We start from the raw sequence: 12859 nt of genomic DNA on the forward strand, positions 1-12859 counted from the left end.
GCTATTTCCTCAGTTTTCTGCGCCAACAAGCGTCGAGATAATCGCCTTCGCGCTATCCGAGTTCCATTCAGCATCACCGATCAGCCGCGCGATTTCCTGACCTTCGGGATTCAGAATGACCGTGATGGGCAACGCGATGATGCCAAACTCGCGCGCGGCAGCCGAGCTGAGGTCCTGATGACGCGGCAGGTTGGAGATGCCATTCTCTTCAAAGAACTTCTTGATCCCTGCTGGCGAGTTGCGGCCTGTGGCAAGGGTCAGGACCTGAAACTTGTCACCCCCAAACTCGTCCTGCAATTCGGCGATCTGCGGCATTTCTTTGCGGCAGGGGGCACACCAGGTGGCCCAGAAGTTCAGCAGAACATACTTACCCTCATAATCGGCCAGCGTGCCGACACCCCCGTCATCTTCCAGCTGAAACTCGATCACTTTTGCCGGTTTGGGCTCCTTGTGCAGGATCAGACGTTTCAGGCTGTCTTCACGCAGAGGAGCCAGCGTTTCTGCATCGGTCGCAAAAGCGGCGTTTGCACCCAGCGCAAGGGCCATATAAAGGGGGATCAAACGAAATAAGCGCATATCAACTCCGGGTTTTCTTACATGACCGATCAATCCTCGAACCAGATGTGGGGCGGCCGCTTTGCCGCCGGTCCAGACGCGATCATGGAGGCGATCAATGCCTCGATCGGGTTCGATCAGCGGATGGCAGCCCAGGACATCGCAGGCTCGCGCGCCCATGCGGCCATGTTGGCTGCCACAGGCGTCATAAGTGATAGTGATGCGCAGGCCATTCGGGAAGGGCTGCTCACCGTTTTGTCAGAAATCCAGAGCGGCACGTTTCAGTTTTCGACCGCGCTGGAAGACATCCACATGAATGTCGAGGCGCGGCTGAAAGAGATCATTGGCGAGCCGGCAGGCCGTTTGCACACAGGGCGTTCGCGTAACGATCAGGTGGCGACGGATTTCAAACTGTGGGTCCGGGATCAGTTTGATGCGGCGGAGTCCGGTATTCTGGCCCTGATCCGCGCGCTTTTGGCGCAGGCCGAAGCAGGCGCCGATTGGGTCATGCCGGGCTTTACCCATCTGCAAACTGCGCAACCCGTAACTTGGGGGCATCACATGATGGCCTATGTCGAGATGTTTGGCCGCGACCTGAGCCGAGTCCGCGACGCCCGTGCCCGAATGAACGAATCCCCGTTGGGGGCTGCCGCGCTGGCAGGCACATCCTTCCCCATCGACCGCCATATGACAGCGCGGGCGTTGGGCTTTGATCGCCCCGCCGCCAACTCGCTGGATGCCGTCAGCGACCGCGATTTTGCATTGGAATTCCTGTCGACCGCCTCGATCTGCGCCTTGCACCTGTCGCGTTTTGCCGAGGAATTGGTGATCTGGTCTTCGGCCCAGTTCCGTTTCGTGTCCCTGTCCGACCGGTTTTCGACCGGCTCGTCGATCATGCCGCAGAAAAAGAACCCGGATGCAGCTGAACTGATCCGCGCCAAGGTTGGGCGCATCTATGGGGCCAACACCGCGCTGATGATGGTGATGAAGGGCCTGCCGCTGGCCTATTCAAAGGACATGCAGGAAGATAAGGAACAGGTCTTTGACGCCGCCGACAACTGGATGCTGGCGCTGGCGGCGATGGAAGGGATGGTCAAGGACATGACCGCCAACCGCGACAGCCTTGCCGCCGCCGCCGGCTCGGGTTTCTCGACCGCGACGGATCTGGCCGACTGGCTGGTACGCGTGCTGGGCCTGCCGTTCCGGGATGCGCATCACGTCACCGGATCACTGGTGGCCATGGCCGAGGGTATGGGTTGTGACCTGCCCGACCTGACACTGGACGATATGCAATCGGTCCATGGTGAAATTTCGGATGACGTCTACTCTGTCCTTGGCGTCGACAATTCGGTAAACTCGCGCCAGTCCTACGGCGGTACCGCCCCCGATCAGGTGCGGGTCCAGATCGAACGATGGAAGGCAATGGTATGACGACCGCGCTACGTGCGATCCTGATTACGGTTTCCGGCCTGGTACTGGCCGGGTGCGGGGCTGATGGCGAGCCTGACCAACCAACTGCCCCTCAACCCACGGTCAGTGCCACCATCGGGGTTGGATCAAGCGGTGCGTATGTTGGCGGGGGTGTCGGCCTAAGCCGCGGACCACTGGGCATTTATCTTGGATTCTGATCCTTTTGAATGTTGCACCCATGGTCCCGGCACCTCATGTTGGATCCACGTATCGATCACCTGTCACACAAAGAAATGGTATTGAAATGAGAATTCTGGGACTGGTTTGTGCACTTGCTGTTTTGGCGGCTTGCGAGCCTTCGTCAGCGCGACGTCCGGAACCTGCGGCCGAACCAAAACAATCGGGCACCGGCATTTCAATCTCGGGCTATGGCCGAGTTGGTGTTTCAACGCAAAACTAAACCGGGACTAAGGATACAGAATCCATTGATCCGAAGTCCTTTTATGGTCTAAGCGCGCAAGCATGGATCACTTTTTGTACCGCGACGGCGCGCTTTACGCCGAGGATGTCCCCGTCTCCGAAATCGCAGCCGCGGTTGGAACACCGTTCTACGTCTATTCCACGGCTACATTGCTGCGGCATTTCAAGCTGTTCGATGACGCGTTGGACGGCACCGATCATCTGGTCTGCTACGCGATGAAGGCGGCCAGCAATCAGGCGATCCTTAAGACATTGGCCCAAGCAGGTGCGGGGATGGACGTGGTCTCGGGCGGAGAATATCTGCGTTCGAAGGCGGCTGGTGTTCCCGGTGACAAGATCGTGTTCTCAGGTGTGGGGAAAACAGCGGACGAGATACGCATGGCGCTGAGCGGCGGCATTCGCCAGTTCAATGTCGAATCCGAGCCCGAGATGGAAGTGATCAACGCCATTGCGCTTGAGCTTGGCGTGATCGCGCCGATTACCGTCAGGGTGAACCCGGATGTTGATGCCAGGACGCATGCCAAGATTGCCACGGGCAAGTCCGAGAACAAGTTTGGCATTCCGATTGCCCGCGCCTCGGAAGTTTATGCTCACGCCGCCGACCTGCCGGGGCTGGAGGTGATTGGCATCGACGTTCACATCGGCTCGCAACTGACCGAACTTGAACCGTATGAGTTGGCCTACACAAAGGTGGCCGAGCTGACCGAGCGCCTCCGCTCTGAAGGTCACAACATTCGGCGTCTTGATCTGGGTGGCGGTCTGGGCATTCCTTACACCCGGTCGAACAACGCACCCCCATTGCCGATTGAATATGGTGCGCTGGTCAAGAAAACACTGAGCCATCTGGGCTGTGAGATCGAGATTGAGCCCGGACGCCTGATCGCGGGCAACGCCGGGATCATGGTCAGCAAGGTGATCTATGTGAAATCAGGCGAAGGTCGCGACTTTTTGATCCTTGATGGGGCGATGAACGACCTAATCCGCCCCGCAATGTACGAAGCTTACCACGATATCGTTTCGGTGCAGGAACCTGTCGCCGGTGTGGAACAGCGCCCTTACGACATTGTCGGTCCGGTCTGCGAATCCGGGGATACCTTTGCCAAGCAGCGCAATATGCCGCCGCTGAAATCGGGTGATCTGGTCGCATTTCGCAGCGCGGGTGCATACGGTGCGGTGATGTCCAGCGAATACAACACCCGCCCGTTGATCCCCGAAGTTCTGGTGAATGGCGATCAATTTGCAGTCATTCGTGAACGGCCAAGCTTTGACGAAATCATAAACCGCGATACCATACCATCGTGGCTTTGACGCGATAACCGCGCGGGCCCGTCCCGGAGGCCCGTCTTGACCAACAGAACGAACCTGCCCATTCCGCGCCTGTCCCTGTGGCTAACCCATCTCGGTATGGTGGCTGAACAGGTGCTGCGCGCGTTCTGGCCTGCGTTCTCGATTGTTCTGGCTTTGCTCGCCGCTCTGATGCTGGGGTTGCAGGATCATCTGCCCGTTGAAATTGTCTGGGGTGCTGGTGCGCTGTCGTTGATATCTTTTGGTGCAGCATCTGTCCGGGGTGTCACGAAATTCAAACTGCCGTCCCGCGCTGATGCGCTGGCGCGGCTGGATGAGGCTCTGCCCGGTCGACCGATTCAGGCTTTGCTCGATGATCAGGCAATCGGTGCCAACGATGGGGACTCGGTTGCCTTGTGGCAGGCGCACAAAGCCCGCATGGCACAGCGTGCGGCCACTGCTGAGGCTGTGAAACCAGATCTTCGGCTTGCGTCGCGCGACCCGTATGCGTTGCGCTATGCCGCTCTGCTGGCATTTGTTGTGGCGCTGATCTTTGGATCGTTGTGGCGTGTGGGTTCAGTGGCGGACATGACCCCGGGCACGGCCGTGGCTGGACAGGGTCCAACTTGGGAAGGATGGGTGGAACCCCCCAGATACACAGGTTTGCCGACCTTATATCTTGCCGACCAAACGGGGGCGGCGCTTTCTGTTCCCAAGGGCAGTCGCATCACCTTGAGACTGTACGGTGAGGTCGGCGCACATAGTCTGACCGAGAGCAGTTCTGCCAGCGGAACCGAGGCGGCAACAGACCCGGAACTGGAGTTTGTCGCCGAACGCTCGGGTCAGTTGCGCATAGATGGACCGGCGGGGCAGGACTGGTCGGTGCTGGTCATTGATGACGCGGCTCCGAAGATCGCGGTTTCCGGAACCGCCGAGTCTGAAGCGGGCGGGCAGATGAAGCTGCCATTTTCCGCCAGCGATGATTACGGCGTGGTTTCGGGCTTGGCCCGGATCGAGTTGGATCAGGCGGCGATTGACCGTCGGTACGGACTGGCGGTCGAGCCAGAGCCGCGCGAGGTGATCGAAATCGAATTACCCATGCCGATCACCGGTGACCGCGCAGATTTCACCGAAGACCTGATCGAGGATTTCTCGCAACATCCGTGGGCGCATCTGCCGGTCAGGATTACCTTGAGGGCAACAGATGCAGCGGATCAGCAAACGTCTTCGGATCCCTATGCGACGGCATTGCCAGCACGGCGCTTCTTTGATCCGCTGGCGGCAGCCGTGATTGAGCAAAGGCGCGACTTGCTTTGGTCGCGTTCCAATGCGCCTCGTGTCTCGCAAGTCCTGAGGGCTGTGTCGCACCGCCCTGAGGAACTGTTTCGTTCTGACACAGCCTATCTGCGTCTGCGGGTTGTTCTGCGGCGATTGGAAACTTTTCATCGATACGGGTTGAAACCCAAACAACAAGAGGAGATTGCACAGGCCCTGTGGGACCTTGCCGTACTGATCGAGGACGGGACGCTGGCGGATGCATTGGAACGAATGCGCCGCGCGCAGGAACGTCTGACCGAAGCAATGAAGAACGGGGCCAGCGATGAAGAAATAGCGGAGTTGATGCAGGAATTGCGCGAGGCGACGCAGGATTACCTGCAGCAATTACAACGGCTGGCACAGCAAAATGGTGGAGACGGCGAGCGTCAGCCCGGCCAGAATGGTGAATCTTTGCAAATGACGCAGGATGACCTGCAACGCATGATGGACCGTATTCAGGAACTGATGGAACAAGGTCGCATGGCCGAAGCTCAGCAGGCGCTGGAAGAATTCCAGCAGATGATGGAGAACATGCGTGTAACTCAGGGTCAGGGCCAAGGGCAGCAATCTGAAGGCCAGCAGGCCATGGAAGGTCTCGCCGAAACCCTGCGCGAACAGCAGGGTCTTAGCGATCAGGCCTTTCGTGATTTGCAGGAACAGTTCAACCCCGGCGCGCAATCAGGTGAAAGCCAAGGGAACGAAGGTCGCAACGGTGGTCAAGGTCGGGGGCAAAGCCACGAAGGGCAGGGCGGACAGGGTGAAGGTTCGGATCAGGCCGGAGACGGTGAGCAGGGGCAAGGTTCGCTCGCCGACCGACAGCAAGCGTTGAGAGACGAGCTGGGTCGCCAGCAACAAGGACTGCCCGGTGTCGGCACACCCGAAGGTGACGCCGCCCGCGAAGCGCTGGATCGGGCCGGGCGTGCCATGGACGAGGCCGAGCAGGCCCTGCGTGGCGATGATCTCGCCGAAGCTATCGACCGTCAGTCCGAAGCGATGGAAGCGTTGCGCGAAGGGATGCGGTCGCTGGGTGAAGCTATGGCGCAGGAACAGCAGAACCAACCGGGGCAGGGAACACAAGACGGCGACATGCAGGCCAACAACCGCGATCCGCTGGGCCGAAACCCGGGTGCTGCGGGTTCGATTTCAACCGACGAGAACCTGTTGCAAGGCGAAGATGTCTATCGCCGGGCCCGCGAGTTGCTGGATGAAATCCGTCGCCGGACCGGTGAAACAGACCGTCCCCAGATCGAGTTGGAATACCTCAAGCGGTTGCTGGAGCGGTTCTAGCTCTCAGTTCTGCGCTCCAGATCCTGCCTGAGTTTCGAGCCAGATTCGCGCCTGATCCACCAGCGACACATATGAGCTGAGCAGCGGATCGGCCTGCGGTACAGCCTCGCTGATTTGGCGGGCATTCCCGTAGATCAGGTACAGAACCACGCCGATGATCAGCATCAGCGCAAAACCGCGCAAGAACCCACCGGACTTGCGGGGCGCCTGCGCCACATCTTCTGCGGGGTCGGACCGCATGCTCGAGTTGATGGCATCGACATCCGGCAGTGCATCCTTTTGCCCGGCATCAACGGCGGTTTCCGAAGTTGCAGGGCGTTTGGGCCTGACCTTTGGCTCTGGTGGGGCTTCTAGGCCCAGATCGGGCTGGCTTTCCAGGCCGCCGCCTTCCTGCGCGCGCAACTCTGCTTCTCGTGCGGCTTCTTCTTTCAGGATACTGGCGACTGATGGGGCAACATTTCCTGTGGATGCAGCAGGTTTTTCAACCTCTGGCGCTGTTTTTTCTGCGGGCTCGGCGTCCTTCTGGGCCTCGACCTCGGTGTCAGGTGTATCTGCCACAACAGGCTTGTCCTCGGGCGCGTTCGGTTCAACCGTCGGCTCGGATGGATGCTTGGCCTGAAACCAGGTTTGATCGCAGTTCGAACACTGCACGTCGCGGCCTTCCTCGGGGATGACCTCGTCAGGAACTTCGTACTGCGCAGTGCAATTCGGACATGTAAGACGCATACTGCCTCCTCGACCGGGTGAAGGGCCGATAATAGTTTTTTCAGGGATGATATTCCGTTAAGACCCAACAGCAAAGGGCGTTTTCGGTTTCATAGGTCAAGTGTCACCAATTGGACTCGGTAGAGCCATTGAAACCGTCGCCCTGCTCGGGCAAGAAGAGCGGCAAAATATTGGGGGCACGTGTGATCGAGCTGGAAAATGTCAGCTATACCTACGGTGGCGGCGAGTTGCTGAGCGATGTCTCGGTTCAATTACAGCCAGGGTCGTTCCATTTTCTGACCGGGCCGTCGGGGGCGGGCAAGACGACATTGCTCAAGTTGTGTTACGGGGCGCTGTTGCCGACCTCAGGGCGTCTTAGCGTGTTTGATCAGGACGTCTCGACCCTTGATCGGGATCAGCTGGCCGTGCTGCGCCGCCGTGTCGGCGTTGTGCATCAGGATTGCCAGTTTCTTGACCATATGACGCTTGCTGAAAATGTCGCCTTGCCACTGATGGTGTCCGGGCGCGGGGAATCGTCCGGGCAAGACAATCTGACCGAACTGCTTAGCTGGGTGGGGCTTGGTGCACGTCTCGAAGCACGGCCACCGGAATTATCCGGCGGTGAACGTCAACGAGCAGCTCTGGCGCGTGCCGTCATCCTGTCGCCCGATGTCATATTGGCGGATGAACCCACGGGCAATATCGATTGGGAGATGTCGCAACGTTTGTTGCACCTTCTGGTTGAACTGAACCGCATGGGAAAGACCGTTCTGATTGCCACCCATGACCTGAGCCTGATCCGAGCTGCAAAAAGCCATGTTCAGGCGCGTGTTTTGCGGATTTCGCAGCGAAAGCTGCATCTGGCGGGGGCAGACCTGTGACTGGGGCTGATATCCGAAACCTGCTGCGCGGCGATACCCGTGCTGACCGCGTTGTTCCGCCAACCGGCTACACTGCCCACCTGACCCTGTTTGTCGCTGGTGCCATGGCATTTCTTGCTGTTTTCGCTTTGGCTTTGTCCCTCGCCTCTGGCCGCATCGCGGATCGGTGGGCTTCGGAACTGGCAGGCGCCGCAACCTTACGCATCAATGCACCGGCCGAGCAGCTTGCTGCCCAAACAGAAGCGGCATTGACCGTCCTCAGCCAGACACCCGGTGTCGCGTCTGCCCGTGCGCTTAGCGCAGATGAACAAGCCGCGTTGCTGTCACCTTGGTTCGGGCCGGACCTGCCGTTGGATACTTTGCCAATCCCACAGCTGATCGAGATCATCGAGGGCGAACCCGGTCTGGATGCGCTCGGGCTGCGATTGCGATTGGGGGCCGAGGTACCCGGCGCGGTTCTGGATGATCATACGCGATGGCGCGAACCGCTGGTCGATGCTGCGATGTCCCTGCGTCGTCTGGGGTGGATATCAATCCTGCTGATTGGCGGTGCGACCGCTGCGATGATTACCCTTGCAGCCAACGCCTCACTTGCGGCCAATGCGCAGATTATCGAAGTTCTGCGATTGGTTGGCGCGCAGGATGGTTTCATCGCAGGTGCTTTTGTACGGCGGTTTACCTATCGCGCGTTTTTCGGCGCCTCGGTTGGGACCCTGCTGGGAATGACAGGTGTCTTGCTTTTGCCCGAGGCTTCGGATGCGGGTGGATTTCTGACCGGAGTTGGATTTCAGGGTAAAGACTGGGTGTTGCCGGTTCTTATCCCCGTCCTTGGGGCAGCCGTTGCCTTTGTTGCCACATGGGCCGCAGCCCGACGCAAGTTGAAGGAGCTTTCCTGATGTTGATGGCAATTCAGTGGGTTCGTTCCCTCATCTTCATGATTGTGATCTATGCCTGGATGCTGATCCTTGGCATCGCGTTTCTGCCTTATGCGCTGTTTTCCAGAAACGGTGCGCTGAAAGCGTGTAAAACCTACGCCAAAAGCACCATGTGGCTGGCCCGGTGGATGGTTGGTATTCACTGCGAGGTGCGGGGCAATGCCCCGACGAATGAAGTGGTCATCGGGGCCAAACATCAGTCGTTCCTTGATATCATCATGATTTTCGACGCCATTCCGCACGGCAAGTTTATCATGAAGCGCGAGCTGTTGTTCACACCCGTTATTGGCATGTATGCGCGACGCCTTGGCTGTATCCCGGTCAATCGAGGCAAGCGCGGTGCGGCTGTGGCAAAAATGGTCAAGGACGTCTCAAAAGAGTTTTCTGAACCTGGACAGCTGGTAATCTATCCGCAGGGCACGCGTGTGGCGCCGGGCGCAAAGAAACCCTACAAGGTTGGTACGGCGATTCTGTATGAAGGCCTTGGTTTTCCGTGCGTTCCGGTTGCGACGAATGCTGGCGTGTTCTGGCCCCGCACAGGCGTTTTGCGTAAACCCGGCCTTGCCATTGTAGATTTTCTGGAGCCGATCAAACCAGGTGTTGCCCGCGATGAGTTCCTCGCTCGGTTGGAGGAAGTCATAGAAACACGCTCGAACGAATTGATGCGCGAAGTGGGGTTTGATCCTGATGGAATTCATTGAAAAAGTAGAAGATCTCGAGGCGTTGTACGGAACGCCGGGTGCTGCTTCGTTGCGAAAGGTCGTTCGACACTTAACTCCGCTCTATCGCAAGTGGATTGAAGCCTCGCGTCTTTGCATTCTCAGTACAGTTGGTCCCGAGGGTGTGGACGGAAGCCCTCGTGGGGACGACGGAGCTGTTGTGCGCGAATTGAACCCAAAAACACTGGTGCTGCCCGACTGGCGGGGAAACAACCGCCTGGACAGCTTGCGTAACATCGTTCGGGACCCGCGCGTTTCGCTGATGTTCTTTGTGCCGGGCTCTGACAATGTCGTTCGGGTGAACGGAACGGCCCGATTGACCGCACACGCGGCATTGCGCAACCAGTTCGAAAAGGCTGGCAAGGTTCCGGCGACGGTTATCGTTGTTCAGATTGATGAAATTTACAGCCAGTGCGCGCGTGCACTGATACGCGCCCGAACTTGGACTTGTGGCGACGAAAGCAAGGACCTTCCGACGATTGGGCAGCTTCTGTCCGAGGCGTCAGAAGGTGAAGAGGGCGGCGCGCAATATGACAAAGACTGGGCTGCACGCGCCGCCAAAACAATGTGGTAGGTAACGGACGGCTGTTCAGTCAAGCTGCGGCGGCTCCGATTCTGGACACCTTTTTGATCCAGCGATCAACGCTGCCCGGTTTGGGATAGCTTGCGCCTGAAAAGTACGTAAACCGCGTTGGTTTGAAGCCAACAAACCCGAGGATCTGGCCGCGAACCTGCCGAATAAGCGCTTGCCTGTACATCAGACGCATGAACCAGCCGGGCGTATCTGAGGTCAGGATAACGCGCGCGGTGCGTCCGGTCAGCATCGGGGCTGGCAGGCCGGCCATCGTCGTGTTGCGGGTGTCGAATGTCCGTCCAGGTATGAACATCCGATCAATCAATCCTTTGAGTTTTGCAGGCAGCCCGCCCCACCACATAGGTGTGGTCAGGACCAGATGGTCGCTCCATTCGAAGTCCTGCAACACGTGTTCCAGAACCGGTTCAAGCGGCTTGAAGTCGTGATAGTTGCCCTGACCGAAGTCAAAATCGAACTGCAGGTCGCTCAGATGGACCATTCGGACATCATGTCCGTTTTTGCGGGCTGCCTCGCCATAGGTTTCTGCGAATGTGCGTGACAAGCTGCTTTCTGCCGGGTGTCCATCGAGGATGAGGATTTTCTTGGGGTGCATCGGGGTTCTCCTAAAAATGACCACGGTCAGTTTATAGAATCAAAAAATGACCACGGTCAATATTAAATTTGACCACGGTCAAAAAATGTGCGATTGGGCGTTATGCAAAAAACGATCCAGAAACGTACCATCAAGACCCGCGCCAAGCTTCTCTCAGCTGCGGAAGAGGTTATCCGACACGGCGGATATGAAGCTTTGCGGGTGGAAGACGTTGTAAAGGCCGCGGGTGTTGCCAAGGGGACCTTCTTTGCGCATTTCCGCGACAAGGACGCGCTGATGGAAATCTTGATAGCGGACAAGCTGAATGCGTGTCTGGATCTGGCCCAATCCGGAACTCCACCCAAAACGGTACCAGAGATCATCGCTTCGCTGGAACCGGTCCACGAATTCATGACGTCCGAACGGTACGTGTTCGATCTGTTGATCAGATACTCGGGGGCAACGGCTATCGCAGATATTGGGCCGATTGCCTATTGTTTTGAACGATATTTTCGGGTCGTGATGATGTGGCTTGAAACCGCAGAGGTGCGCAAGGATGTACCATCCGAGCTGTTGGCAGAAGGCGTGCAGGCCTTTGCCATTCAGGCCATGTCCTTACAATATTGCGCGCTGCACTCAGCGACAACGTTCACAGACAGGCTGGAAACATACTTGGATGCATGGCTGACCCCGGCAGGCTGATCGCCACCGGGGTCAGAGGTGTTAGCTGTGGATCGGGCCGTCTCCGCAGGCCAGGGCAGCCTCGCGCACCGCTTCGGAATACGTCGGATGCGCGTGGCAGGTGAGGGCCAGATCCTCGGCAGAAGCACCGAATTCCATTGCCACACAAACTTCGTGGATCAGATCGCCCGCGCCGGGGCCGATGATATGGGCACCCAGGATGCGATCGGTTTCCTTGTCGGCCAGAATCTTGACGAACCCGTCTGCCGCAAAATTCGCCTTGGCACGCCCATTGCCCATAAACATGAACTTGCCGACCTTATAGGCACGACCCTGTTCTTTGAGCGTCGCTTCGGTTTCACCGACATTGGCGACTTCGGGCCAGGTGTAAATCACGCCCGGAATCACGCCATAGTTCACATGACCGTGCTTGCCTGCAACCTGCTCGGCTGCGGCCATGCCTTCGTCTTCGGCCTTGTGCGCCAGCATCGGTCCTTCGGTCACGTCGCCAATTGCATAGATGCCCGGCACGTTGGTCTGCCAGTCGGCACCAACCTTGATCTGACCACGCGGTGTCATCTCGATGCCCAGAGCGTCCAGTCCCAGACCATCCGAATAGGGTTTGCGGCCTGTGGCAACCAGCACAGTGTCGGCGTCGATCACATGTTCACTGTCGTCTTTGAGCAGCTTGTAAGTAACTTTGGCCTTGGTCTTGGTCGCTTCGGTTTTCTGCACCGCCGCGCCCATGACAAATGTCAGGCCCTGTTTCTTGAGAATGCGCTGGAAGGTTTTTTGCACCTCTGGGTCCATGCCCGGCGTGATCTCCTTGAGGAACTCGATCACGGTAACTTCAGCGCCCAGGCGGCTGTAAACCGATCCCAGCTCCAGACCGATCACACCCGCGCCGATCACAACCATTTTCTTCGGGATCTTGTTCAGTGACAAAGCACCGGTCGAGGTCACGACAACTTTCTCATCAACTTCAACACCGGGCAGGGAAGATGGTTCCGACCCGGATGCGATGATAATGTTCTTGGTCACGTGGACTTCATCACCCACTTTGACCTGACCTGCGGCAGGGATTGATCCCCAACCTTTCAGCCAGTCGATCTTGTTCTTTTTGAACAGGAATTCGATGCCCTTGGTGTTGCCGTCGATGACTTCGTCCTTGTAGGCCTGCATCTGCTTCCAATCGACCGAAGGCGCTTTGCCCTTCAGGCCCATCTTGGCAAAGTTATGCTCGGCCTCGTGCAGCTGATGGCTGGCATGTAGCAGCGCCTTAGAGGGAATGCAGCCCACGTTCAGGCAAGTGCCACCCAGTGTTTCGCGCCCTTCGACCACGGCGGTTTTCAAACCCAGTTGAGCGCAGCGGATCGCGCAGACATAGCCGCCGGGTCCGGCGCCGATTACGATGACGTCATAATTTGCCATTACATTCT

Annotated in this window: 13 protein-coding genes; 9 read left to right on the forward strand and 4 right to left on the reverse strand. The window is 58.0% G+C overall.

What is annotated here, in order from left to right:
- Window positions 1-9 precede the first annotated feature (9 nt).
- Entirely contained in the window at window positions 10-576 is a 567-nt protein-coding gene (locus tag ACR0BF_RS08665) for a TlpA family protein disulfide reductase (protein ID WP_480475053.1), read from the reverse strand.
- Between the two features lie 21 nt (window positions 577-597).
- Here ACR0BF_RS08665 and argH point away from each other — a divergent pair, with 21 nt between their 5' ends.
- From argH to ACR0BF_RS08685, 4 genes are all read left to right on the forward strand, one after another.
- A complete protein-coding gene (argH, locus tag ACR0BF_RS08670; protein WP_480554218.1) occupies window positions 598-1986 on the forward strand; it encodes an argininosuccinate lyase in 1389 nt (462 codons plus the stop codon).
- Window positions 1983-2183, forward strand: coding sequence for an argininosuccinate lyase (locus ACR0BF_RS08675; RefSeq protein ID WP_480475057.1), 201 nt, complete (start codon window positions 1983-1985; stop codon window positions 2181-2183). Before argH ends, ACR0BF_RS08675 begins: the two co-directional genes overlap by 4 nt.
- Window positions 2184-2487: 304 nt before the next feature.
- On the forward strand, window positions 2488-3753 hold the full coding sequence (gene lysA / locus ACR0BF_RS08680; RefSeq protein ID WP_480624692.1) for a diaminopimelate decarboxylase: 1266 nt from the start codon (window positions 2488-2490) through the stop codon (window positions 3751-3753).
- Window positions 3754-3849: 96 nt separating this feature from the next.
- Window positions 3850-6333 (forward strand): TIGR02302 family protein, encoded by a 2484-nt coding sequence (locus ACR0BF_RS08685; RefSeq protein ID WP_480624759.1) that lies wholly within the window; start codon window positions 3850-3852, stop codon window positions 6331-6333.
- Window positions 6334-6336: 3 nt separating this feature from the next.
- Here the strand turns inward: ACR0BF_RS08685 and ACR0BF_RS08690 are convergent, their stop codons facing one another.
- The gene (locus ACR0BF_RS08690; protein ID WP_480475061.1) at window positions 6337-7059 is read right to left on the reverse strand and encodes a zinc-ribbon domain-containing protein; all 723 of its coding nucleotides are present in this window, start codon (window positions 7057-7059) and stop codon (window positions 6337-6339) included.
- A gap of 182 nt (window positions 7060-7241) precedes the next feature.
- On the opposite strand from ACR0BF_RS08690, the gene ACR0BF_RS08695 reads away from it, so the two are divergent.
- From ACR0BF_RS08695 to ACR0BF_RS08710, 4 genes are read left to right on the forward strand one after another with little or no spacing between them, the layout of a single operon-like run.
- A complete protein-coding gene (locus ACR0BF_RS08695; protein WP_480476894.1) occupies window positions 7242-7919 on the forward strand; it encodes a cell division ATP-binding protein FtsE in 678 nt (225 codons plus the stop codon).
- Window positions 7916-8815, forward strand: a complete 900-nt coding sequence (locus ACR0BF_RS08700) for a cell division protein FtsX (RefSeq protein ID WP_480518429.1) — start codon at window positions 7916-7918, stop codon at window positions 8813-8815. Before ACR0BF_RS08695 ends, ACR0BF_RS08700 begins: the two co-directional genes overlap by 4 nt.
- The gene (locus tag ACR0BF_RS08705; protein WP_480518431.1) at window positions 8815-9555 is read left to right on the forward strand and encodes a lysophospholipid acyltransferase family protein; all 741 of its coding nucleotides are present in this window, start codon (window positions 8815-8817) and stop codon (window positions 9553-9555) included. The genes ACR0BF_RS08700 and ACR0BF_RS08705 overlap by 1 nt, the downstream gene beginning before the upstream one ends.
- Complete coding sequence (locus ACR0BF_RS08710) at window positions 9542-10147, forward strand: pyridoxamine 5'-phosphate oxidase family protein (RefSeq protein ID WP_480624693.1); 606 nt, start codon at window positions 9542-9544, stop codon at window positions 10145-10147. The genes ACR0BF_RS08705 and ACR0BF_RS08710 overlap by 14 nt, the downstream gene beginning before the upstream one ends.
- Window positions 10148-10166: 19 nt before the next feature.
- Here ACR0BF_RS08710 and ACR0BF_RS08715 read toward each other — a convergent pair whose 3' ends face one another.
- The gene (locus ACR0BF_RS08715) at window positions 10167-10760 is read right to left on the reverse strand and encodes an NAD(P)H-dependent oxidoreductase (protein WP_480475068.1); all 594 of its coding nucleotides are present in this window, start codon (window positions 10758-10760) and stop codon (window positions 10167-10169) included.
- 102 nt (window positions 10761-10862) lie between these two features.
- Between ACR0BF_RS08715 and ACR0BF_RS08720 the strand changes: the two genes are divergently transcribed.
- A complete protein-coding gene (locus ACR0BF_RS08720; RefSeq protein WP_480494314.1) occupies window positions 10863-11441 on the forward strand; it encodes a TetR/AcrR family transcriptional regulator in 579 nt (192 codons plus the stop codon).
- Between the two features lie 21 nt (window positions 11442-11462).
- On the opposite strand, the gene lpdA is transcribed toward ACR0BF_RS08720, so the two are convergent.
- The gene (gene lpdA / locus ACR0BF_RS08725; RefSeq protein WP_480518437.1) at window positions 11463-12851 is read right to left on the reverse strand and encodes a dihydrolipoyl dehydrogenase; all 1389 of its coding nucleotides are present in this window, start codon (window positions 12849-12851) and stop codon (window positions 11463-11465) included.
- Window positions 12852-12859 lie beyond the last annotated feature (8 nt).

This window comes from Ruegeria sp. AG7, from assembly GCF_056541545.1.